Genomic DNA, 23,372 nt, shown 5'->3' with positions numbered 1-23,372 from the left:
AATCGAATGTCCTCAGGCGGTTCAGCCGCGATGCCTTCGCGAACCATCCGCACAATCTCGGGGTGTGTGTCGATCAGTCCGGGTGTCAAGGCAGTCATTCCTGCAATCGCAGCCCGAACGAATCTGCCGGGACGCACACCGGTGAGCTGTCCGGCAATGTGGGTTCGTTCGCCTTTCAACGCCGAGCGAACGAGGTGTCCGGCGAAGCAATGCGCCCATCGGATGTACTCATCATCCCAAGGAGATGTGAAGGCTCTACAAGCTTCGCAGTGTGCGTACCTGTTCGCGCCCCCACGCTGCGCTCGTCCATAGGTGAGCAGGTTGTCCCTGGTCGTTCCTCCCCAAGCGAACTCGCCATCATTGAAAGCTGCCTTTGGGGGGACATGTGCTTTGGTGAGGGTTCCTGTCGTCCCGCACAGCGCACATCTGCCCCGCCTGGTTTGCCGGCCAGCTGGCCGGAACCCTTCTTGCTGACGCATACCGTCGCTCATTCCCTCGATCATCACGAGGATACTGGCGCTCCGCCCTGGTTCGCTGGCCCGCCCGAGGTAGCTGGCTCGCGGAGATATCGTCTCCCAGCAACGATGTACGCGTGAATTTGCTGTGCGGAGGTGGTGATAGATCCTTCGCCACGGCGGCGCACGATGCTGAAGAACGCACCCTCGACCTTGCCCCCGACGATTGCGCCGTGCACTAAGTATGGTTGCATCTCGCTAGGTTGCGTCGGGACATAGATAGCTAGCACGCTTTCGACGTGGGAAGTGGGGAACTTCTCGATGACGAGCCCGTCGAGGGGCGGGACGATACGCGCATCCAAGAGTTCCTGGATCTGGGGGATGTTGAGGATCGCATCAGCAACGGGTGTCAAGCTGCCGATCTGGTTGCCACCGCCAGTCTGCTCACGGTAGCCGATCACAAGGACAGCATCGACGCTGCCGTTCGCGAAGCGAGCCACATCCTGCGCCAGCTCGACCTTCGCTCGTTTGCCGGTGTCGCCGGGTGCCGAGATTGCGTGCATCTGAGTCTTGACTTCGAGGTAGTCGGACTCGGACTCCCCAATAAGCAGATTGAAGTGCCCGCCCCGCAACAGGTTGAGCACGGCAGAAGCATCGAGCGGGCCAGTTTGTGTGGCGCTTAGGTAGTCAGCCATGGCCGCCGCCCCGTCGAGCAGTGCGGCCATGGTCTTACCCTCGTCTGTCGCTATGGAGACCGTCACGTCGTGTGCCATCGTGGTCAAGGTGTCGATGGTCTGAGCTCGGAAAGGCTCCAATAGTTCGTCGCCTTCAGGCCAGTCAGAGAGCATCTCCTCCGGCGTCCCCCCGCCGGCCAGGGTGAAGCTGACGTCAATGATTCGGCAATCGTAGGCGGCCGCGACACGCTCGAGCCTCGACGCGATCTCCGCGTTTGTCTCAGGGGGCTGAGTTGGGTATCGCTTGGTGATGCTAGCTACGACCGCTTCGCCCATCATGTCCACGTCGTAGCGCTGGTCAACGTCCGCAATGTCTTCGTCGAGCGGCGGCGCACTCCGATCCACGATCAGCGTCGTCCCATGGCCGTTGACGGCGAGGGCACGACCAAGGCTGCCGACGTTGACCAGTCTGAGCTGCGGCTCAGAGGCAATGAACGGACCGTGCTTGATCCGATCAATAGTCCAGGTGCCCTTGTTGATGCCGAGATGCGGTGATCGGTCTGTGACGTCACCGGTGAGCTCGGAAGGGAGAAGTCGCTCCTCGTTGCCTTCTTCGTCATAAGTGATGATGTACACGTCGAGGCCGTTTAGCTGGGGCGTCGCGGGATGCTCAGTCATGAGCCCAGTCAAGCGCATGGCCTGGCGAGCGTCGTGATCTGAACTCGCCGCGAACCGGTGGAGCGAGAGACCCAGTCTGCCGCTGATGGACACTGACTGGCGGAGTTGGCGAGCGCAGTCACTCACCCATCGACTGTTCCCGAGCGATAGGAGCCATATCCTCTGCAGATTGCCAGAGCGCCTCGTAGTGGTCGCGCAGAACGGCGGCAGTCGGGCCTTGGACGCGAGTGAGGACTGTCATTTGCGTCCCGCCCAACGAGGTCCCTAGGAAAAGGGCTTGGGAACCGTCGCGCGACAGAACTACGCGGTCGTGAAGTTCGCTCGGCGTGCCGGAAGCTGCGCGCAGCTGAACATCGGGGCGGGCGCCCACAGCGATGCGGAGTTGATGCTGACGCGCTTCCTGGGTGACTCCGTGGGCCCGGGCGGGACGAATGAGAACCCGTTCAACATGGCGGAGCTGGAGAAGAACCATGAGATCCCGCGACTGCAAGTACGGGTCAATGACAAGAGAGTTCGGAATGCTATCGATTTGGGTGAGCACCGCCGCGTAAGTGAATGGATCGGATACGCGTCCGACGACTTCGACGGCTCCTCCACCCTCGGGGTCCGCGTTTCGCAGAAGCGCGGTGCCCGCCGGGGTGAGTTCGAGCGCCCCGTTGCGCCGTCGCAGAAGTCGCGCTTCGAGGAGGTAGTCAACGATGGAGACCATCATGCTCTCGCGCATCGGGTCGAAGTCCCACATGGAAGTTCGCGCTTCCACGAAGGCGTGTACATCCTCACGGCTAGGGTACACACCTTCAGATGTCAGCGCCTCGACGAACGCGAGAGCGCGGAGAGGTTTCGGTCCAAGCAAGGGCATGACACCGATGATGCCAGGCTTGCGAGCCACATAGCGGGCGAGGTCGTCTCGATCTGTGCTCCGCAGCAGAAAGGGGCCGGGCCGATGGGTCGGCCATGGGCAGTTGTCCCGACGCTCGTCCCGACACCGCGCCTCCTCCGTTCTCGAGTAAGATCGCGCCCAACGCTGGCCCGAGCGCCGCCGTGACGATACTCGAAAGACTCACCATGACCGACAATGCAGCAGACCGGGGATTTGCCGCGCGCAGGCTCCTCGGTGAAGACGTCATCTGGATCGCCGACGCGATGCTGTCTGCGTCGAAAGGTGACGTCGCCGCGGGAGTCGGCCCGCTCGTTCTTGCCAGTTTTCTCAGCCGCATCGTCTACGAAGGGCGCGACGTCCTCACCTCCGACGACCCACACGTGGGGGTTCCCCGGCTCGCGAAACTGCTCACCGACGAGAACTCCGATGCGGTTGCGCGCGCACGGCACGCGGTGAAACTCCTCGACGACACTCACAAGACCTTCCATACATTTCGGGAAGACATGCGCACCTACTGGATCGGCCAGCGTGCGATGCTCCACGAAAACGTGCCCAAATGGGCTCACTCTCTCGCGCCCGACCTCGGAGTGTTTTCCCTGCACGGACATGTCATCGGTGCCACCGTGCCTCTGCAAGTGCGGTTCGATATCCCCGGGCGGCTCGACGGCGCGGGAGGGAGAACCTTCAACGAGTTCGGGGTGACGCTTGGTAGCCAGCTCACCGTTTACAGTCCGTTCGCAGGCGGGCCGAAAGCGCTGAGATCGACGCTCGACCTCCGCCCGCTCGAGGGGATCACCCAAGACGACTACATGGTCGAAGACTTCCTCGACGACCGTTACGACCCGGCCATCGACATTGAGGCGAAGCTGCTGCTTCTCCTTGTTGAACAGGACGTCAACACAGTCGCGCACGTGCTGCCGCTGAGCCGTTGCGGACATGAACCTGCGGAGTTCAGGGCTCGCCTGGTCAGCACCTGGCATGCGTTGACGTCACTGTCCGAGATCCTCGACGCCTACCCAAATGCGAAGGCATCGAGCACAGTTCGCGTGCGCGCGTTTCTGCGTTCGCCGGCGGTTCGCGGGTTCCTCGACGACCGGAAGACATCCGCGGTGCGTAACCGGTTCGTCCACTACGTCATCCACCCGAACGTGCCCCTGGCCCTCGACCGGGCAGACGTCACCGGAAGTATCATCACGTCTGTGCACCCCACACACACCGCGGACTCACTGAACCAGATCACCGACGACCTAGTGGCTGAGCTCAGCGCTCTGTTCGGGCAGTGGAGATACGGATACGTTCCTCTGTCGACGGGGCATTGAACCGCGAAGCGAAAATCCCAGCGCAACCGGGAACGTATCCAAGGCTCTGGTCCAAGCTAGCGGGCGATTGCCGGAACGAGGGGTCTCGCGACGCGGGTGACCTGGGCGGATGGCGATACGTGTCCAGGCACCGAATCCGCCTATACCGCTAGCCGCGCTAGCGGTGCGACGGCGGCATGCCATCTGCTTCCGACGAGCAACACGATGATCCGCTCGCGGGCTCGAGAGAAGACGACGTAGAGCAGTCGGCTAGTGTTCGGGAATGGCTCTGTTTCCTTGCCCATGAAATCGCCCTCACGAAGCACCACGATGGTCGCATCCGCCTCTCGTCCCTTCGTCTGGTACAGATTCATCAGCTGCACTTCCCGCGGGTCCAGCGCTGAGTCGGTGAGTGCCGCGTAGCTTGCCTCCCGCGCCTCGACGCAAATCGAGGCAACAATCTGTGTGTCGCTCAGATCTCGACCGGTTCGCGCTGCCCGAGCATTCATTACAGCGAGGAGCACTCCTGCTTGCTCCCAAGCACCAGACTTTTGAGGGAGCCCCAGGGCATGGTGCGCTACGCGCGCCTCGTGCACTACGACGTGAACGGAGGGAGCTTCGAGGAGCCGGTCGCGCAACGCGTCCAGGCGCTGACGGAGCGTCTGCGGACCGGTGCCATTCAACACATGTACCGCAAGCGCTGGCACTTGCGGTCCACGCTGCGCGCTGGTCAGAAACACCGCAATAGACTCGATGACACTGTCCCAGGTCGCATCGCCAAACCGGAACCGCATCATTGTCGCTTGCGCGTCCAGGGCCGCCGCCAGTGCATCGCTCAATCCAGCAATCTCGTGCTCAATCCCCTCCGCCTCGAGCGCGTCCGACAGAGAAGCGAGCATGTCGTTGTGATGGGTGAATACAGCAACACCGAGCCCCTCCGCGCTCAGCTCAGTCACGAGTTGCGCCACAGTGGACGCTTCATCGATAAGGCTGATGCCGGAGCGCACAACTAGGCGACCGCCTTCGAGGGCGGAAGCGAGTGCCGGTGCCCCAAAGGCACGTTTTCGAACGGCATGCGCCACCGCCGGAATGACCCCCGACGGATCCCGAAAGGACGTTTCGGGAAGTATGACCGTGTTCTCCTTTCCTGCAGCAACACACGCGTCATCGATCCTGTCAACACGGACCCCCTCAGCAGCACGGAACGTGTAGATGCATTGATTCGGGTCTCCGAGTAGGATCACGCGATTGGTCGGGGTGATCAGCCCGAGAAACTCCTGTTGCGCATCGTCGGTGTCTTGGAACTCATCCACGATTACAAGACCCCACTGCGACCGAAGATGCCCCGCGACCGCTGGCGATGCTCGCGCGATCTCCAGCGCTAGTGGGATCAACCGCGCGTATCCGATCTCACTCGGCGCGAGTCCGAGCTTCTCTCGCGCCGGGCTCACCAGCACAGCGTCGCCGTGCCCAACCAGGCTCCCGAATCGTCGTACTACTGAGAAGGCGAGCGAGTGGAACGTCATCACATCGATACGGCCCGCATGCCTCCCCACCACCGCGCTCGCTCGCGAAGAGATCCGTGCCACGGAGGCCCGCGAGAACGAAAGGAACAGCACCTTCTCGTGGGACTTAGAGTCCCGAACGCGCTCAAGATGTGCAGCAGCAGCTGCCAGTGCGCTCGTGGTCTTGCCGACCCCGGCGCCGCCGAGCACGACCGTCAACTCCTTCTCCGTCGCGACGACCTTCGCCTGCTCGGAGTTCTGTGCTTCCCAGGTCATGATGGCGGGAGGACGTCGATCCGTCCTGGGGCACCAGCGCAAAGCGCCTCGATGACGGCGCGCGCGGTCGGCGGTGGGGTTGTCAGTGCCTCGACCCAAGCAGGCCCAAGTCCATGCTTCTTCAAGATCTTCTTGCTGAGGAGATGTTCGGCGATTGCATCATCTTCGACCTCCTCGGGCAACGCCGGCATCCCGAGATCTGCGAGCGATACAACGATCTTGCGCAACTTCTCGCCTGGAATACCCCGGATGAGTGCCGCCTCGACTGCGGTGCGTGTAGGAAGGACCACAAGTTGCTCGCAGAGATCAGCTAACTCGGCAACCGCCGGGTCTTCCTGTCCGGGCTTGTCGTTGTCGACGATTGCGCGGACTCGAAACCCCAGCTCCAATGCGACCTTGGCCATGGCGGGCAACCGCGTGATGCCACCATCAGAGCCAGGTGGAGCGATCAGTCGAATTCCGTTGGCGGCGAGGCCGTACTTGTCTTTGCCCGTCTTCTTGAACAGTCGCGCGGAGAGCGCACCGTACCCTTCGGCGTCGAGGGGACCCTCGACGAGCGCGACCGTGCGCGTGCTGAGCGCAGCGAGCAATTGGTCGAGTACCAGCCGTCGCGTGACGCGGGAAGCTTTATCTGTGGTGCTCGAGAGCCGATACTGAGCGCGACCGTTCGCGGTGTGCACGAAGCGGATCAGCTCATCCGACTTGAACGCTCGGACTACCTCGGCACGACGGGTAGTAAGGATGGATTGGCCCGCGGTGGAGTGAAGTAGAGCCGCCATGTACTCGGAGGATGAGGCGTCCAGACCGTCGCCGAAGTCATCGGCGATGACCACAACGCCCGACTCCGCCTCGCGTGCGGCCGCAATCGCCTCGGCCACCGAGAAAACACTCTGAACAGTGGACCCCTGGGATCGGATGGGCAAGGATCCTGCCGCGCCGAGGGACAGCGCTGGTTGCAGAGCTCGAAGGAGTGCCGCTAGCGATCCGTCGTCGGCGACGAAGTCGATACTGTCCGCGTCGTCGACGCCGAACAGCGTCTTCGGGCCCGCGTTCAACACCTTGTCGAGCACTTCGGTTACGACCGGCGCGCTCGAGAAATCACCTGTCGCCGAACGTACGTCTTCATCGAGCTGCGTGAGAACACCGTCGAACGCGGTCGAATCAGACGCCGCGAGCAGGGTTCGTAGCGCGCCTTCTGCGCGAAGTTGCAGCGCTGGCGCGCTATCGATGAACTGGATCGGAAGAGCTTCTCGCTCCACCCGACTAACGCGTTTGAAAGAGCTTGCTGCCGGGTCGCTCCGCGCCGGGAAGTCCACCCAGTGATCACCACTATCCGCATCGATGTCGTAGCGAATGCGGTAGCAAAGTCGAACACCAAGCACTGCGTGGCTCGCGCCCCCCATTCCGGCCGACTCGACGGTCTCTGAGTCAAACGCTTCAAGGCTGTCGCTGAACAGGGTCTCGAGATGCTCTCCCAGATCGAAAAGTGTGACCTCAACTTCGGTCAATAGCTCGCTTGAGTCGCCACGGACAGGTCGGAAGATATCGAGAGGGTTGACGCGGACTCGGGTGCTGCGCGGATCGAGCACACGACGAAGCGCCTCCACGAAATCGCTTCGTCCTGCCTGCGGCTCTCCAGCGACAACCGCATCAGCGGGAAGGACAACGCTTGCGCTCTCGAAGCCGCGGAAACGCTCGATCCTGACCCTCGCGACCCTCATGATGCTGCCGCCACAACAGGCACTCGGCTCGCCGCGGTTTTGTATAGCTCCACTGGAAGGCCTGATCCGGCGAGGAAGGAGGCCTCGTCTACGCCGGCCTCATGCAGCACTTCCCGGGCGCGTGGCAATATCGACGGCATCTCCAGCGACGAGATTCGTCCCGGTTCCGCTCGACGCCAACCATTCTGTGACATGCGGATAACCGCGTTGCGGTACGAGACGTCGCTCATGACACCAAGAGCACGCGCGCGGTAGAGGAGCGCGGCGAGGCTGACGCCCCAGTACTCCTTTAGCTCGGCCAGCGTTGCCCACGCTTTACCCGCAGTCGAAATGGGCAGGAAAGGGGCGATCTCTTCGGCGGGCATCAGGAACTCGGAAGCGAAACGGTTAGCCTGCTCCTCGGCGACCTTGCCACCCGGTTCAGCGTCGTGGTGCATGATCAGATGCCCGAGTTCATGAGCGGCGTCGAAGCGTTGCCGGTAGTAGTCGTCCTTCACCGGGTTCAGAACGATGATCGGCCGGGTTGCCGAATGCAAGGAGTACGCATCGATGGCCGCCACCCCCGGCTCGCTGAAAACGACAACTACACCGCTACGCTCGACAAGCCGCACAACGTGCTGCACCGGTCCCGGGCCGACGCCAAAGAACTGGCGGGCCTCGCGCGCGGCTTCCTCGGGAGTCATCGAACGTTCGTCGGGATCCACGGGCAGGTCGGGCAGGAGCGCCTCAGGGAACTCGACGGCGTTCTCGAGCATCCCGGCGATCTCCGCCACGAACCGGCCATAGGCCTCAGCCTCGTCCTGTGCGATCTGCGGTGTCGAGCGGAGCGAACGAAAGTGCGGCTTGTTAGCCTTCGGCGGCGCTCCTCCCCCGAAGAACTGGGGCTCCACCTGCAGCGCTAAAGCGAGCTTCGCCACCGTGGCCCGGTTAGGTTGCTTGGCGCCGCTCTCCCATGCCGTCACCGAGGCCGGCGACATCTCGATACGGCTCGCCAGGTGAGACTTCTTCAGGCCCTTCAGCTGGCGTGCCATAGTGAGGCGCTCACCGTTGAAGAACGAAGCCGCGGCGGCGAGCGTCTGAGATGGTCGACGCGCCTCAACCATTCGCCGCGCCCGCCCCTTCGCCCGCACCAGCCCGCTTGATCCGTACCGGCACGTCGTCGACGTCAGTCGAGGCTCCACCGCTCGGCATCTGATGTGTGACCGGGAGACCCGTACCGCCCGTCGGAGCTCCGCCGGAGAGCAGCAGTTCCTTCCAGTGCCAGCACGAGTCTCCCGGGTACCCGGGGTTCTTGCTCTGTCCGATATACAGCTCGAACTGTTTGGTTGCGGGGTGGAAGGCATGCGCTGCGATAAGCGTCACACCAGCGAAGTCATCATCGTCTGGGATGCCTGGGATGGACTCCAAGCCGAACTCTTCATCGTCGAAGAGTGCGTTGTCGCGGACGAATAGCTGGTCAGCGACACGCTTCTTCGCGTCGCTACGCTGCACCCACTTGATCTCGTCAATCTTTCCGAAGGGGAAGGACTGCAGGAGCACGCGGTACCCCTGGATAGCCCAGCCGGGAGACTGCTTGTAGTCCCGGCGTCCGACCAAGTCCTCATGAAGGCTCGGCATCGAGTCGAAGGCCTCGGGTGTGATGCCACGCTTGAGGAAATCCTCGCCGACGCTCTCGAGGCCCTCGGCCAGCCTGAAACGACCATTCGAGGTGGCCCGGTCAAGGAGGTCTCGAAGGTGCTTGAAGTTGAGATAGCCGACGACGCCCTGATCGTGGCCCTGGTCCTCGTCGAAGAGCTGGTCCGTCGCAGCGAACGCTACGGGCGCACCCCACTTCAAGACATCGAGCAGTCCGGACATCTGGAGCTCGGAGAGGGCCTCGTGTTCTGCGGTCATGGGATTAAAGTACACGACTCCCAGTAGATGGTGCTTGTATTTTTACTCTCGGCGTGTCGAATGCTTGCAAGTCATCCTGGATGGGACACAGTTCGGGTGAGCAGGCTTTTCACTGCTGTGAGTGGGCACGCTGGGCGCCAACAGGTAGACCGCTGGGTCACTGCCTGGTCAGGCGCTCCCAGATGCTCCTTCGTGATCGTGGCAGCGGGGCAGGTTGCCGCCCCGCTCGCGGAGAACCGTCGACGGTCTCCTTCGCGACACGTACATCGCCCGCAGTACCAACGACACCGCGCAGGGTAGGCACGTGCTCCTGAGCATCGGGCACCGCCTTCTTGACCGGCGGGATCGCGTCGCCGAGCGGCCGGACGATCCCACCAGCATTCACCACGATCCCGCCCGCGTCGACGACGAGGCGAATGACCTGCAAAGTCCCCTCGTCGATGCGTGGCATAGCCTCTCGCCACTCCTTGGCCTCGAAGTTGCTCAACGAGCATGTCAGGCGTCCGAGCCGGACGCCGCCTCGCCACGCCCACCAGCCTTTGTCGCCATCGAACCGCACATCGAAGACGTCGCCGATGCGTATGTTCGACATCAGACCCCGGTCAACGGACCGCTCGTACATCTTGTTCGCGACGATGTAGCCTCGCTTCTCGAGTTGGCGTGCGGCATCTGGGAGAACGCGGATGCCGATGTGGCGCGATCCGTCCTTGTTCGGCCCGGAGAGCACCAGCCAGGATCCAAGTGGTCGCTTCACAACCCGATCTTCTCAGAATGTTGCACAACGGCCTCGATTATTCGATCTAGCCCACGGGGCCACATGGAATCGTCCGCCGTGGGAACGGGAGGGCCACGCCGCCGAATCCCTTTCGCGACCGACCCGAGCGATTCACGTACCTAGGTACCGCGCACGTTTCGCCGACCCAACGACAGATCGCGCGACGGCTCTGTGCCTGCACTCCACCCACCTGGGACGCTGATCATCAACGTGCGCGCCAGCGCGGTCTATCGCGTCGTCATCTCGATGGGAGACCCGTGGACGCTCTAGAACACGCAGCCGAAATCACGCTGCCAGACCAGCGAGTCGCAGTGTTGGGGGACGTTCACGGCAACGTCGGTTGGATCCGGATGCTGGCGAGGGCACTCCCCTACCTCGCGCCGGACGTCACGACCATCTTGCAGCTCGGCGACTGGTGGATGCCCCCGGAAGAGGTCGACAAGGCGCTCACTGAGACGGGCATCACAGGCATCTACGTGACCGGAGGGAATCATGAGCCGTGGGGTGAGATCGCCCCGCTCATGAACAAGTACCCCGGCGAAGCCGTGCGGGTCTCCAAGCTCGTGTGGCTGCTCCCGCGGCCTGCGCGCCTCACCATCGGTGGGCGCTCCGTGCTGTCACTGGGTGGCGCCACCTCTGTCGACCGCGAGTCGAGGATCGAAGGGCTGACCTGGTGGCCCCAAGAGGCAATCAGTGACCAGAGTGTCGCCGAGGCCATAGCCGGCGGCCCCGCCGACCTGATGCTCACCCACGAGTCACCCGCCAACACCCCTGTCCGCCCTGTCCGTGAGATCCTCCGCACGAACCCGCATCGGTTCCCGAAGGCGGCGTTGGAGGCGTCCGCGGCGTCGCGCGCGCGGGTCAGCGAGGTCTGGGATGCTGTGCATCCCGAACTCCTCGCTCATGGGCACCTGCATGTCGGGGCGGGCGGACAGACTTCAGATGGTCGTCGCGTGGCGAGTCTCGGGCGCGAAGGTCACGAGTGGAACCTCGGGATCCTCGACATGACGAACCTCAGGATGGCGACGCCGAGCCTGGCCATCCTCCGCGGACTTGCCGACGACGACGGTTTTCGTAATGCGCGGGAGCAGCGGATGAACAGCGTAGCCGAGTCCCTGCACTCGGGAGTCTTGGACGGATTGAGGCCCTCCGCTCAAGCGCTTCGTGATGCCCAGGACTACATCGACGGACTCCGCAGCCTCGAGGAGATCATCGAGGACGTCCGCCAGCGCCACACTCGAAACCCCGAGGATGAGCAGTGACCGAAGATGAACCGAACCCCTGGGCTCGGATCATCGGCCCCTGCTACACCGTGGTGAGCATGGCCCGCGCCCTCGAATGGACGGAAGCCGAGGTGGTGGAAGCCGGCCGCACGCTTCGACTCCTCATGCTGATCACTGACGACGACGTCCATTTCTTCCCCGCGTTCCAGTTGCACGAAGGGAGGGTGGTCGACGGGCTGACCGATGTCCTTCGCGTTCTGCAGACCGGGACCCCGAGTCGCTGGACCTGGGCGCAGTGGTTGAACACGCCCTACCCTGACCGCGAACCCACCGCTATTGAGAAGATGCTCGCCGGTGGGCTTGACGAGATTCTTCTGGAGGCGAGGCACGACGCGTGGTCGTGGAGTTCCTGAGAAGTCCTCCAGCGGCGAGTGACCACACGGTGCGACCTAGCTAATCTCGTCGCGCTTCTCGGAGGAGTCGGTGCAGCTGATGAGTGCGAACCTTCTCCAGCCGACCGCTTCGCAGTCTCAGCAGTTGGCGGCCGAGCCAGCGTGCCAGCAGGAACTCCGTTCGATCTGCCGCGTGTAGTCGAGGAAGGGTGCGGTGTGCAGCGACGAATCGTTCGCATTCTTCGAACCTTTCATTCCACACGCGATCCAGGGGATCCCACTCGAACGCGGGTGAGACGTCGAGCCGAGCACGCTGATAGGCATTGAGGCCACCCTCGAAGCGACGCTGGTATCGAGCCCACTCGCCGAGGTGACGTTCCTCATCCGTGAGGGTCGCCTTGGCACGAGTGTTCTCGCGCGGCGCGCGGCCGAGTTCTCGCCAGTGATCTTCGTACGCATGCAGTGACCTGATCCAGTTCACGGCGCGGCGCTGAGGTACGACCTGGTCGTCGAGGACCAGGGTAACGACCGCGGCGAACCGGTCGGCCACGGGATCGATAGGCCCCTCGGCCCGTCGTAGTCGTTCGGCTTCAGCGTGGAGTTCTGCGGGGGTCGACGCGCGCACAGGGTCCTTTCATGGGCGAGACGGCTCGCCCAATGCACCTATGCGCGGTGTGCCCCTGCTGTCAGACCACGCCGAGTGCACGCGGCAGTGTCGCTGAGTCGGCGGAGTCGCCGCCGACGGCTTCGTAGGGTTGCTGGCACCCGAAAGGAGGCGCCATCGTGCAGATCGACCACGAGCCGCAGGACCGGGTGCTCGACGAGATGGACGGCGTCTTCGTCGTGACCACGGATGACGGCGTCGCCTATCGCCTCGACATGAACAAGCGTCAGGTCACCCGCACGGTAGAGGTGGGCACAGGGGTCCGTGCGGTGCTCGATCCCGAATCCGCCGCGCTGGTCGCCGTCGCGACATGCCGAGTCGGCGCCCCAATGGTTCTCCTCATCGACCGAGACATCCCCGGAGTGTTGTTCACTCGCCGTACGTCCGCCACGGTGTTGGGCATCAACCAGGTGCCACGAACGCCGCTCCGTCAGCGGGAACAGCTCGACCATGACCGATACCAGCGTTGACAATGAGGCGGACGACGGAGCGTTCGCACCGAAGAAGGCGGCGCGGTACTGGACGACGCTGGAGCCGGTCGTCACCGCCGCAGTGAACAAGACGGCAAGTCGGACGGGCCGGGAGGCACGTTCGCTGTACCCGGTCGCGACGGCGTTCGTGCTTTGGGCGTGGCAGACCAAGGGCCTGGAACTCGACGTCGCGCGGATGTTCCGGCGTCGAGTGATCGAAGAGTACGTCCACCGAGGAATGGAGTCGTTCACGCGCGGCAGCAGGGCCACCTATCGGTCCGTCCTCCTCACCATCGTCGACGCCGTGACTCCACCCTCAGACGTCCCATCCCCTATCCCTCGGTCTGATCCCACTCCGCCATATACCTCAGCCGAGATCGCCGCCCTCCGGAGCTGGGCCAGCGCACAGGGGTCGACTGTCCGCCGTCGGGACGCTGCTGTCCTCCTCGCGATGGGGTTCGGAGCAGGCCTCGCGACCCGGGAGCTGCTGTCCGTGCGCACCGGGGACATCGACATGCGCGGAGACGAGATCCACATCCTCGTGTGGTCGGGGCGACCACGGCTCGTCCCGGTACTCCCTGCGTGGCAACCCAGACTCCGCGCAGCGATAGGAGAACTGGGTGACGACCAGTGGGTTTTTCGTGTCGGACGTGCGGGGGTGCGGCCGGCGCAGGTCACTGACTTCCTGCATCGCGGACACACAACGGAGCTGGATGTGCGGCCGGCGCGGATGCGGACGACTTGGTTACTTACCCACTTGCAAGCGGGTACGCCGCCGCGTGACCTTCTCCGTATCGCCGGGCTCGAGCACCTTGCGGCGCTAGATCGGATTCGACTGTTCCTCCCGTCGCGGGCACCGCTCCCGCCATCGAGGTCCGACTTCGAACGCTCTCGGGACTAGGCCGGTGCGCTGTGGGGCGGGTAGTGCGACACGCCGCACGCACACTCTGGCGACTGGCCGCGTACACGGTGGTCATGAACCCAAACCACCGACTCAGCGACATCCTCGACGAGACCGCAGCGCTGCTCACCACTCACCCCCAGCTGCCCGAGCTGGCGGCGCCCATCATCGTCAAATTCCGCCCGAACAGCGCCACGATGGCTGGCGCGTGGGCGGCTACGCGGTCCTTCACCGTCGAGACCGCCGCCGCCATGCTGCCGCACTCGTTCGACGTGACCCGCCGCCTGATGACGATGTCCGCCTCTTTCCACATGTGGGTCTGGGCACGCACCGGTACCGAGCTGACTATCCCTCGCGTCTACACCCAGAGCAACATCGACCGATTCCTCTCGACGGTTCACAAGAACCGCTCTGAAGGTCACAGGTGGGGCGTGTCTCGCCAGCTCGTGAAGATCGGCCGCGAGCTCGCCGATGCCGACCTCATCGCCATCTCAGCACCGCACGGGATGGTCCGCTCCCCGTTCACCACGAAGCAGATCGCGTCGATGCATAGTTGGGCGAACTCGCTCACAACGATGAAGAAGCGTCAGAACGCTCAGGCGCTCCTCGGACTGGCCGGCGGTGCCGGGCTGACCGCGGCCGAGATCGTCGAGGTCCGCGTTTCCGACATCCACCGCGACGGCGACGTCGTTTTGGTGGATGTCGTCGGCAAGCGCGGCCGACGCGTGCCCGTCCGTCGCGCCTGGGCTCGAGTGCTGCTGCGCAGCATCGACGGCCGCACCGACACCGACCAGCGTTTGTTCCGTGGCCCGCGGATCGCCGAGTACCCGCCCCGCATCATCCAGTCTTTCCTCACCGACCACCCCGCGCCCGTACGCCCGACTCCGGCAGCGCTTCGCGCGGCATGGCTGCTGCACCACATCAACAACAACGTGCCGCTGCCCGTTCTCCGCGATGTCGCCGGCTTCGAGCACTACACGACCCTCGTCCGCTACTACGCGCACGCAAACGTCCTCGACGTCGCCGACTTCACCGCCCAGCTCGTCGGAGCGGAGGTCGCACGATGACCTCCATCGACATCGACTACTACCGCGCCTTCGACGACAACGACGAATGCGGCATCACCGAGCGTGAGATCCTCGGCCGCGGCCGCAACCTGCAGCAGTTCGACGACTCGACCGTAGCGTTGGTCGAAACTCGCGTCAGGCAGTCCGGCATCCTCGAGCAGCTCGACCGTTGGGCCGCCGAGGATGCCAACCGCGACGGAATGGGCGGACGACCCGCGAGGATCTCCTTCCGCGCGCTGCTCACTGCGCTTCTTCTTCTTGCCCAGGAGGGGGCGCCGCTACACATCCGTCGGGCCGCGTACGTGCTGCAGCACAGGCTCTCCACGAAGTCCAGTGAGCTCCTCGACCTGCCTGAGACGCCCACGAGCTTCGCTACCCATGTCGCCACGACGAAGCGCTGGTATACGAACACGATTCGCGCGTTCCACCGGATGAAGACGTTGATGGATCCATACCCGCAGGAGCTCTACACCGCCAAGACCCACACCCAAATCCAGGAGATCCTTCGCCATCACGACGCAGAGCGTGCGGAGAAGTACAAAGCACGCCTGGACGAGTACACCCGCCTGTTCATCCGCATGACGTTCATGGTTCAGCCTCGAGCCGTCCGTCGCGCCTCGAAGCAGTTGGACGTCTCCTTCGACCAGACCTACATCGGCACACCCACAACCAAGGGGTACAGCCGCAAGCACCTTGCGAGCAAGGTCAAGGCTGAGCAGGGAGCCAACTTCGGCGAGCTCTCGCCGGGGCCCGTGGATGCCTTCGCGGGGTGGCATGTGAAGAGCGGAAGAGCTGAGCGGGTCGACAACCAGAAGGGCGAGGTCGACCAGACCGCGCCCGAACGTGGGAAGTCGGCGGACTATGACTGGGGGTGGGTGGCGAACCTGGCCGTCCGCGTCGATGCTGAACAGCCCGGTTCAAAGCGCTTCCCGAGCCTCGTGGTCGCAGCGTCGCTCAGTATCCCGAACATGGAGGTCGCCGAAGAAGCCGCGCACCTCCTTGAAGCCGCAGCGATGCTCGACCTCGCCCCTGGTGTCGCCGACGCGGACAAGCAGTACTGGGCCAACGCCAAGCCGTTCCGACTCCTGAAGCCGGCGTTGAAGACCGGGTTCACTCCGTCCACGGACTACCGATCCGACCGCGTCGGGGTCAAGGGTGGCCAGCACGGCGCCTTGTTCGTCGAAGGCGATGCATACTGCCCGAGCACGCCGAAGCCCCTTTTGAACGCCACACCGGATCGTCTGGGCGATGTGATCGACGTTCAAACGCACCGTGCCCGCATCGAAGAGCGGAAGGCGTACCAGTTGCACGTCAAGGAGAAGGCGAAGGTCGCCGATGGAAAGGTGATGCTGCGCTGCCCTGCCCTCGGCCCCAGCCCGACCGTCACCTGCCCTCTCCGCGAGATGATGCTCAGCGCGGCCAAGAAGGCCCGCCCCGAGGTCGAGCCCGAAACACTTGAAGAAGAGTTCCTCGACACCATTTGCAAGAAGCACTCAGCCGCGTTCGACCTCACCGAAATGCAGTCACCCCAGCAGGCCTTCGACTACGGCACCGAGGAGTGGGAGACCTTCCACGACCACGCCCGCAACACCGTCGAGTCCGGGAACGATCAGCTCAAGGCATCGGGCGACGCGGACATCGAGACCGCTGGCCGCCGCCGAGTTCGCGGCATCACGGCAGCGCAGATCCTCGTCACGATCCTGATCGTCAATCACAACCTTCGCAAGATCGCCGCGTTCCTGAGCGACCAAGAGATCGAACGAGCGCGCACGACCCCACGCGTGCACACTATCCGCCGCCGCGACCGTGTCTGGGCGAACCGGTACACGAAGACCACGGGTAGCGGTGACCTCACCATCCCGAGGGGCGGTCGAACATCATCTTCGACATCGCCGGGGTCATCTGTGCATGACGTGCTCGCGCTGACACCGATGCGTACCTGAGCTCCTCCCCTCACTGACAACACCCGCCGGCGGCATGCCCGGCACGCTCCCCGCAACACCAGGACAATCGAACGCGCCCGAAAACCGGGCGCGTTCGACTTCTCGGCCCCAGAATCGGTCGAATCCAACTATCTGAACCGGAATCCAGCGCCGCAGACATGAAAAAGGGAAGGGCACCTGATTCGAGCAGGTGCCCTTCCCTTTTCTCTAGCTGTTCTGCAATCAGTATTGCCAACAGCCCTTCGGTCGGGCTGACAGGATTTGAACCTGCGACCCCTTGACCCCCAGTCAAGTGCGCTACCAAGCTGCGCCACAGCCCGTTGTTCTGCACTCTCACGCAGGCAACTCCCCTATCTTAGCCGCATCTCGACCGCCTCCGCGAACCGAGGCGTTGCGGGTGTCGGTGGTCGCGCGTACCGTCACGTGCATGGCGACGATCACGACCGAGCTGGCGACCGCTCCCCGCTGGGACGATGTCCAGCACGCGCTCACGGGCGGCGGCGACGGGGCGAGCTGCCAGTGCATCTGGCCGGTGCTGACCAACAAGGAGTGGAACGCGACGACGACGCCGCAGCGCACCGAGATGTTCCGCGCCGAGATCGACGAAGGACCACCGCCGGGCATCGTCGCGTACATCGACGGCGCGGCTGCCGGATGGATCCGGATCGGCCCCCGCACCCGCCAAGCACGGATCCCCCGCACCCGCATCATCGCCGCCGCGACGACCGAGCCCTTCGACGACGAGTCGGTCTGGGCGGTCACGTGCTTCGTCGTCCGGCGAGAGCATCGCGGAGCCGGACTCAACCGCATCCTGCTGGACGCCGCCGTCGAGTATGCGCGCGGATCCGGCGCCCGCGTGATCGAGGGCTACCCGGTCGACACCGGGGGCGAGAAGCAGCGCGCCAACGACCTGTTCCACGGCACGCTCGGCACGTTCCTGGCCGCCGGCTTCACCGAGAGGGCGGAACTCAAGCCGGGGCGCACTCTCGTCGCGCTCGACCTCACCGCATGAGCGTGCAGCGGGCTCGCCAGCCACTAGCGTGAAAGCATGACCGATGCGCACCCGACCATCGACGACCCCGAGCTCGGCGCCTTCACCCGGGCAACGTCCGAACTCACCGATGGCTCCGTACTCACCCATGACTGGTTCGTCGGCAGGGTCTCGGTCGCAGGCACGGAGCTCGACCTCATGCTCGAAGGAACAACTGTCGATGAGGTGACGCCGCTCCTCCCCCGTCTGCGCGAGGTCATCGCGCGGCTCGATGTGTTGCGACGGCTCGCGACAGACGCCGTGGTCACGAACTTCAGCACCGGTGAGCCCGAGCCACACGAACTCGATGATGCCTTCGCCGACCTCGCACTCGAGACGATCGAGGCCTCCTCCGACGGAACCGTGGTCCTGCACCTGACGGACACCTGCGGCGAACACTTCCCCGAGGGCTACTGGCCCGCTGCACACCTGGGCGTTGACGACACCGTCGATCACGTCACCGTCGAATCCTGAGTGTCCGCGTGAAGACCACGAGCCCTGCGACTGCAACGCCGCGCCCCTACGATGGGGAGATGCAGCGGCGGACGCCTTCCTCGTCCATCATGTGGGCGTTCCTCCCGTACGCCGCGGTCTCGCTGTTGCATGTCGTGCTCCTCGCGGTGGACCGTCCGCTCGCCAGCCCGACCAAACTCCTCCTGATGCCGCTGCTGGCGGTTCCGGTGGCACTGTCCGCGCGCTGGCTGAAGCCTCCGGCGACACTGATCCTGCTCCTCGCAGCGGTCCTGTTCTCCTGGCTCGGCGACAGTGCGGGAGCCCTCTTCCCCGGCGCACCGGAGCTGCCGCTGATGCTGCTCTTCTTCGGTATCGCGCACCTGGCATACATCCTGTTGTTCGCTAGCCACCTCGCACGCCGGCGGATGCCGTGGTGGGCGTCGGTCTACGTCGGCTGGTGGATCGCGATGATCGCGGTCGTGGGCCCGCACACGGGCGGGCTGCTGATCGCGGTCGCCGTCTACGGACTCGTGCTCGGCGGCACGGCGGCATTCGCGGCCCGCTGCCACCCGCTCATCGCGGTCGGTGGAGCGTTCTTCCTCGCCAGCGACACGCTCCTCGCATTCCGACTGTTCCTCCCCTCGGGGCTCCCGGCTTGGAGCAGCCCGGCGGTGATGCTCACCTACACCCTCGGCCAGGGCCTCATCGTCGCCGGCGCCCTGATCGCGTTGCGGAAGCGGACCAGGTGATGGACGCCGCACGTGTCGACAGCTGGCTCTGGGCGATCCGTGTCTACAAGACGCGGTCGGCGGCGACCACCGCATGCCGTGCGGGGCATGTACGAGTGAACGGCGACAAGGTGAAGGCGGCGCAGCAGATCAGGGTGGGCGACGAACTGCGCATCCGAATCGCGGGATTCGACCGGATCCTCATCGTCCGCCAGCTCCTGGTCAAACGCGTCGGAGCGCCTCTCGCGGCGCTCGCCTACGAGGATAAGACACCCGAACGCGAGCCACAGGCCGCCCTCGGCCTTCGGGATCGCGGCGCGGGGCGCCCGACCAAACGCGAACGCCGCGACATCGACAAGCTGCGCGGTCGCCACGATGACCGCCTGAACTGATATCCCGGCATGCGTCGTCTCCGACACCTCGACTCTTTCGAACATAAGTTCTAAACTGGAGGCATGGCGAACACGACCGATCTCGACCTCGACGAAAGGCGTCGCATCGTGGATGCGTGGGTCGCGACGAGGCGTCGGATCGCGGCGCTCGAAGCCGAAGCAGCAGAGTTGCTCGTCGAGCAGATCGCCCTCCACGACGCCGATGTCGCCGCAAGTCCGTTCCATCGCGAAGCGATCTACCGCTCTATGGTCGCGGAGTTCTCCGCGGCCGGCCATCTCTCGAAGGGTTCGGTGGAATTCGCCTTTGCCGATGCGCAGGCGTTGCAGGCCCATCTCCCCGCCGTCCGAGCCTCCTTCGCGAGTGGGGCCGTCAGCGTCCAACATGTGCGTGAGATCGCGAGGGCGGGTGCCGTCGTCGCCGAAGCCATCCGCAACCGCAAGGTCGATGCCACTGTCATGGAGCTCTTCGAGGCCGCGGTTCTCGTTGTCGCCGAACAAGACACAGCTGCGCGCACGAAAGCGCATGCACGTCAGGTCGCTGCCGCCCTCGTCGGCGAGACGCTGGTTGAAAGACACCGACGTGCCGCCGAAGAACGATGCGTGACGGTGAAGTCGCTCGACGACGGGTTGGCGCTGCTCACCGCCGTACTCCCCGAGTGGATCGCCACCGCGATCGCCGACAGGCTGAACCGCATGACCCGCGCGGTCGTACGCGCCCGAGACAACCGCGAAGTCACGCCTCTCCCCTGGTGGTTCGACGACGACGGCGAAGGTATCGATCCCGGACATCTCTCGCTCGACGACCCAGCGTTCGACCCGTACGACAGCAGGGTGATCCAAAGCGCCGACGGTGACATGTTCGCGACCGACCCCACGGTCGAGCATCTCCCTGTCGACACGCGGACGTGGGCGCAGACGGAAGCCGATCTCTTCACCGATCTTCTCCTGACCGCAGACCCCAGCGCCGCGCACGGAGACGGCCTCGACGGCATTCACGCTCGAGTGCAGGTCACGGTCTCGGCGACCACGCTCACTGGTGCGGACGACAACCCCGCCGAACTCGACGGCCACGGACCGCTGCATCCCGACATCGCCCGCGACCTCGCGGGTCGTAACACCGGCTGGACCCGGCTCTTCCTCGACCCGTCCGGCATGGTGATCGAGACCGACACCTACACGCCCACCGAAGGGATGCGCCGGTTCCTCCGCGCGCGCGACCGTCATTGCCGGTTCCCGGGGTGCCGCATGCCGGCCCACCGGTGCGAGATCGACCACAACCGTGATCACGCCAAGGGCGGAAAAACCATCCTCGACAACCTCGGCCACTTCTGCCGAAGCCATCACACCCTCAAGCATCCGGACATTCCCGACACGCATCGCTGGAACGCCCAGCAGGAGAAGGACGGCAGCGTCACCTGGCACAGTCCGCTGGGGCGTGACTACGCCGACCCGCCACCCCGACGCGTGATGTTCGTCTGAATGACGATGTCGGAGAAGCTGGAGCAGAAGTCAGCCGTGCGCCGCGAGCAGTTGGAGCACCCACCCGGCAGATCGGACCTTCACCGCACCGGCGCGCTCAGCTCGTTCGCTGAGCTCCCGGTCGCTGGTGACCACGACGACTGTGCGCACATCAGCGACGCGTCGCTCGACTTCGGCGACGATCGCGTCGTCACCCGCAGCCTCGGCTCGAACCACGGCGACCGTGCTCGCTTCGTCATCGATGTCCCGTGCCTGGCCCTCGACCACCATCGAGACCTCGGGGAACCACTCGTCTCCGCCGAGATCCAGATCCTCCGCGGGGACCACCAGCGCCTCCAGCCGGAGACGAAGGCGCGCCGCCGCTCCCGCACGGTCCTTCCACCAGCCGTCGGGCACGGACCCCACGACATTCGCGGCGTCGACCACGACCACCGGCCGCACCTCGAGCAGCGCCCGCAGCATCGGCCATGCCGCGGCGAACCCGGGGTGCAACGGTCGCTCGTCGACCTCATCGATGGGCACCCACTCGAGGGCCACGCTCTCCGGGTCGCTGATCACCGGGTCAAAGGGCACCTGCACATCGGCAATGACCGTCGTGTACGACCAGATGCCCAGATCGAGCACGCTGGTGAACCGAGGACGGACCGCCCCATCAGGCACGCCCGCTTCCTCCTGCGCCTCACGGATCGCCCCGACGATCGCGCTCTCGCCCTCGTGCAGAGCCCCACCGGGCAGCCCCCAGGTGCCACCGAAGTGGCTCCAAGAGACGCGATGCTGCAGCAGGATGCCCCGGGCCGGGTCAAAGGCGAGAAGCCCGGCAGCGCCGAAACGCCCCCAGTACTTCTCGCCTGACGCCGCGATCACCCAGGCATCACCCGGGTTCCGCGGCCCGTCCGGGCGACGCGGCTCACCAGAGGCAGGAGGTACGACCGTCACCCCTTCAGCCTTTCACAGCATCGGGGTCGTGGCGCCACGGTGCGACACGCGTCGGAACAGATCAGCGCTGACGCTTCTCGCGCACCCGCATGTTGATCACGATGGGCGTACCCTCGAAGGAGTACAGCTCACGCAGGCGGCGCTGGATGAACCGGCGGTACCCCGGGTCGAGGAACCCGGTGGTGAACAGCACGAACGTCGGCGGGCGGGTCGATGCCTGCGTCCCGAACAGGATGCGCGGCTGCTTGCCACCGCGCAGCGGGTGCGGGTGCTCGGCGACGAGCTCGGCGAGGAACGCGTTGAACTTGCCGGTCGGGATGCGGCGGTCCCAGTTCTCCAGCGAGGTCTCCAGCGCGGGGACGAGCTTGTCGAGGTGACGCCCCGTCTTCGCCGAGATGTTCACGCGCGGCGCCCAGGCCACGTGTGCGAGGTCCTGCTCGATCTCACGCTCCAGGTAGCGGCGGCGATCGGCGTTCTCGAGGTCATCGTCGTTCAGGCGATCCCACTTGTTGAACGCGAGGACGAGCGCACGGCCCGACTCGAGGACGAGGTCGATGATGCGCACGTCCTGCTCGCTGATCGTCTCCGAGACGTCGAGCACGACGACCGCGACCTCGGCCTTCTCCAGCGCGGCAGAGGTGCGCAGCGAGGCGTAGAAGTCCGCGCCCTGCGCCATGTGCACGCGGCGGCGGATGCCGGCTGTGTCGACCAGGCGCCACATCTTCCCGCCGAGCTCCACGACCTCGTCCACCGGGTCGCGGGTGGTGCCGGCGAGGTCGTTGACGACGACGCGCTCTTCACCGGCGGCCTTGTTCAGCAGCGACGACTTGCCGACATTCGGGCGGCCGAGGATGGCCACTCGACGCGGGCCGCCGATCTCCTGCTTCGCGACGGCCGAGACCTCGGGAAGCTTCTTCAGCACGGCATCCAGCAGGTCGGCGACACCACGCCCGTGGATGGCCGAGACGGGATACGGCTCGCCGAGCCCGAGGCTCCACAGCGGTGCCGTCTCCGGCTCCTGCCGGGCGTCATCGATCTTGTTGGCGACGAGGAACACCGGCTTGCCGCTCTTGCGCAGCAGCTTCACGACGTGCTCGTCGGTCGAGGTGGCTCCGACCATCGCGTCGACGACGAACAACACCATGTCGGCCAGGTCGATCGCGACCTCCGCCTGCATCGCGACCGAGCGGTCGATGCCACGCGCATCGGGCTCCCACCCGCCGGTGTCGACGAGCGAGAAGCGACGATCGCCCCACTCGGCCTTGTAGGTCACGCGGTCGCGGGTCACGCCAGGTGTGTCCTCCACGACGGCCTCACGGCGTCCGAGGATGCGGTTCACGAGCGCGGACTTGCCGACGTTCGGGCGTCCGACGATCGCCACCACGGGCAGAGCCGGGCTGTAGTGGATGCCGTCCTCGCCGAGCGTGACACCGGCGAGGAGCGCGGCGTCCTCGTCGTCCAGCTCGTAGTCGGAGAGGCCGGCGCGCAGAGTCTCCGCGCGCTGCTCGGCGAGATTCTCGTCGAGCTGGTCCATCTTCT

21 protein-coding genes and 1 tRNA gene are annotated in these 23,372 nt (G+C 64.9%); 12 read left to right on the top strand and 10 right to left on the bottom strand.

Annotated features, from left to right (window positions below):
- Nucleotides 1-502: 502 nt before the first annotated feature.
- Both KV397_RS06005 and KV397_RS06000 read right to left on the bottom strand, forming a co-directional pair.
- Nucleotides 503-1,807 (bottom strand): hypothetical protein, encoded by a 1,305-nt coding sequence (locus KV397_RS06005; RefSeq protein ID WP_261812415.1) that lies wholly within the window; start codon nucleotides 1,805-1,807, stop codon nucleotides 503-505.
- Between the two features lie 118 nt (nucleotides 1,808-1,925).
- A complete protein-coding gene (locus KV397_RS06000; protein WP_261812414.1) occupies nucleotides 1,926-2,666 on the bottom strand; it encodes a hypothetical protein in 741 nt (246 codons plus the stop codon).
- Nucleotides 2,667-2,872: 206 nt separating this feature from the next.
- Between KV397_RS06000 and KV397_RS05995 the strand changes: the two genes are divergently transcribed.
- Nucleotides 2,873-4,006: a hypothetical protein gene (locus KV397_RS05995; protein WP_261812413.1), complete on the top strand. Its 1,134-nt coding sequence runs from the start codon at nucleotides 2,873-2,875 to the stop codon at nucleotides 4,004-4,006.
- A 140-nt stretch (nucleotides 4,007-4,146) separates the two neighbouring features.
- Here the strand turns inward: KV397_RS05995 and KV397_RS05990 are convergent, their stop codons facing one another.
- The 5 genes from KV397_RS05990 to KV397_RS05970 form a co-directional block, all read right to left on the bottom strand.
- On the bottom strand, nucleotides 4,147-5,766 hold the full coding sequence (locus KV397_RS05990; protein ID WP_261812412.1) for an ATP-dependent helicase: 1,620 nt from the start codon (nucleotides 5,764-5,766) through the stop codon (nucleotides 4,147-4,149).
- A complete protein-coding gene (locus KV397_RS05985; RefSeq protein WP_261812411.1) occupies nucleotides 5,763-7,487 on the bottom strand; it encodes a hypothetical protein in 1,725 nt (574 codons plus the stop codon). Before KV397_RS05985 ends, KV397_RS05990 begins: the two co-directional genes overlap by 4 nt.
- Nucleotides 7,484-8,590 (bottom strand): XRE family transcriptional regulator, encoded by a 1,107-nt coding sequence (locus KV397_RS05980; RefSeq protein WP_261812410.1) that lies wholly within the window; start codon nucleotides 8,588-8,590, stop codon nucleotides 7,484-7,486. Before KV397_RS05980 ends, KV397_RS05985 begins: the two co-directional genes overlap by 4 nt.
- A complete protein-coding gene (locus tag KV397_RS05975) occupies nucleotides 8,583-9,380 on the bottom strand; it encodes a hypothetical protein (RefSeq protein WP_136042248.1) in 798 nt (265 codons plus the stop codon). The genes KV397_RS05980 and KV397_RS05975 overlap by 8 nt, the downstream gene beginning before the upstream one ends.
- A gap of 157 nt (nucleotides 9,381-9,537) precedes the next feature.
- A complete protein-coding gene (locus KV397_RS05970; protein WP_261812409.1) occupies nucleotides 9,538-10,134 on the bottom strand; it encodes a hypothetical protein in 597 nt (198 codons plus the stop codon).
- 278 nt (nucleotides 10,135-10,412) lie between these two features.
- Between KV397_RS05970 and KV397_RS05965 the strand changes: the two genes are divergently transcribed.
- From KV397_RS05965 to KV397_RS05940, 6 genes are all read left to right on the top strand, one after another.
- Nucleotides 10,413-11,417, top strand: coding sequence for an antitoxin VbhA family protein (locus KV397_RS05965; RefSeq protein WP_261812408.1), 1,005 nt, complete (start codon nucleotides 10,413-10,415; stop codon nucleotides 11,415-11,417).
- Nucleotides 11,414-11,791, top strand: coding sequence for a hypothetical protein (locus tag KV397_RS05960; RefSeq protein ID WP_261812407.1), 378 nt, complete (start codon nucleotides 11,414-11,416; stop codon nucleotides 11,789-11,791). Before KV397_RS05965 ends, KV397_RS05960 begins: the two co-directional genes overlap by 4 nt.
- Nucleotides 11,792-12,553: 762 nt before the next feature.
- On the top strand, nucleotides 12,554-12,904 hold the full coding sequence (locus KV397_RS05955; RefSeq protein ID WP_261812406.1) for a hypothetical protein: 351 nt from the start codon (nucleotides 12,554-12,556) through the stop codon (nucleotides 12,902-12,904).
- Nucleotides 12,885-13,805, top strand: coding sequence for a site-specific integrase (locus KV397_RS05950; RefSeq protein ID WP_261812405.1), 921 nt, complete (start codon nucleotides 12,885-12,887; stop codon nucleotides 13,803-13,805). The genes KV397_RS05955 and KV397_RS05950 overlap by 20 nt, the downstream gene beginning before the upstream one ends.
- Before the next feature lie 74 nt (nucleotides 13,806-13,879).
- On the top strand, nucleotides 13,880-14,872 hold the full coding sequence (locus KV397_RS05945; protein ID WP_261812404.1) for a tyrosine-type recombinase/integrase: 993 nt from the start codon (nucleotides 13,880-13,882) through the stop codon (nucleotides 14,870-14,872).
- Nucleotides 14,869-16,815 carry a hypothetical protein gene (locus KV397_RS05940; RefSeq protein ID WP_261812403.1) on the top strand — a complete coding sequence of 649 codons (1,947 nt, stop codon included), beginning with the start codon at nucleotides 14,869-14,871 and terminating at the stop codon, nucleotides 16,813-16,815. Before KV397_RS05945 ends, KV397_RS05940 begins: the two co-directional genes overlap by 4 nt.
- Nucleotides 16,816-17,061: 246 nt before the next feature.
- Here KV397_RS05940 and KV397_RS05935 read toward each other — a convergent pair.
- Nucleotides 17,062-17,135: transfer RNA gene (locus KV397_RS05935), tRNA-Pro, on the bottom strand.
- Between the two features lie 107 nt (nucleotides 17,136-17,242).
- Between KV397_RS05935 and KV397_RS05930 the strand changes: the two genes are divergently transcribed.
- The 5 genes from KV397_RS05930 (at nucleotide 17,243) to KV397_RS05910 (ending at nucleotide 20,897) form a co-directional block, all read left to right on the top strand.
- Nucleotides 17,243-17,827, top strand: coding sequence for a GNAT family N-acetyltransferase (locus KV397_RS05930; RefSeq protein ID WP_261812402.1), 585 nt, complete (start codon nucleotides 17,243-17,245; stop codon nucleotides 17,825-17,827).
- A gap of 36 nt (nucleotides 17,828-17,863) precedes the next feature.
- Nucleotides 17,864-18,319: a hypothetical protein gene (locus KV397_RS05925; protein WP_261812401.1), complete on the top strand. Its 456-nt coding sequence runs from the start codon at nucleotides 17,864-17,866 to the stop codon at nucleotides 18,317-18,319.
- Between the two features lie 59 nt (nucleotides 18,320-18,378).
- A complete protein-coding gene (locus KV397_RS05920) occupies nucleotides 18,379-19,047 on the top strand; it encodes a lysoplasmalogenase (RefSeq protein WP_153244438.1) in 669 nt (222 codons plus the stop codon).
- The gene (locus tag KV397_RS05915) at nucleotides 19,047-19,418 is read left to right on the top strand and encodes an RNA-binding S4 domain-containing protein (protein WP_194239265.1); all 372 of its coding nucleotides are present in this window, start codon (nucleotides 19,047-19,049) and stop codon (nucleotides 19,416-19,418) included. Before KV397_RS05920 ends, KV397_RS05915 begins: the two co-directional genes overlap by 1 nt.
- A 63-nt stretch (nucleotides 19,419-19,481) precedes the next feature.
- The gene (locus KV397_RS05910; protein WP_261812400.1) at nucleotides 19,482-20,897 is read left to right on the top strand and encodes an HNH endonuclease signature motif containing protein; all 1,416 of its coding nucleotides are present in this window, start codon (nucleotides 19,482-19,484) and stop codon (nucleotides 20,895-20,897) included.
- A 30-nt stretch (nucleotides 20,898-20,927) separates the two neighbouring features.
- Here KV397_RS05910 and KV397_RS05905 read toward each other — a convergent pair whose 3' ends face one another.
- The gene (locus tag KV397_RS05905) at nucleotides 20,928-21,833 is read right to left on the bottom strand and encodes an NUDIX domain-containing protein (RefSeq protein WP_261812399.1); all 906 of its coding nucleotides are present in this window, start codon (nucleotides 21,831-21,833) and stop codon (nucleotides 20,928-20,930) included.
- A gap of 61 nt (nucleotides 21,834-21,894) precedes the next feature.
- Nucleotides 21,895-23,367, bottom strand: coding sequence for a ribosome biogenesis GTPase Der (gene der, locus KV397_RS05900; protein WP_231555022.1), 1,473 nt, complete (start codon nucleotides 23,365-23,367; stop codon nucleotides 21,895-21,897).
- Nucleotides 23,368-23,372: the final 5 nt, after the last annotated feature.

The organism is Microbacterium aurugineum (assembly GCF_023101205.1).
GTDB classification, from domain to species: Bacteria; Actinomycetota; Actinomycetes; order Actinomycetales; family Microbacteriaceae; genus Microbacterium; species Microbacterium aurugineum.
This window is presented reverse-complemented; position numbering and strand designations above follow the sequence as displayed.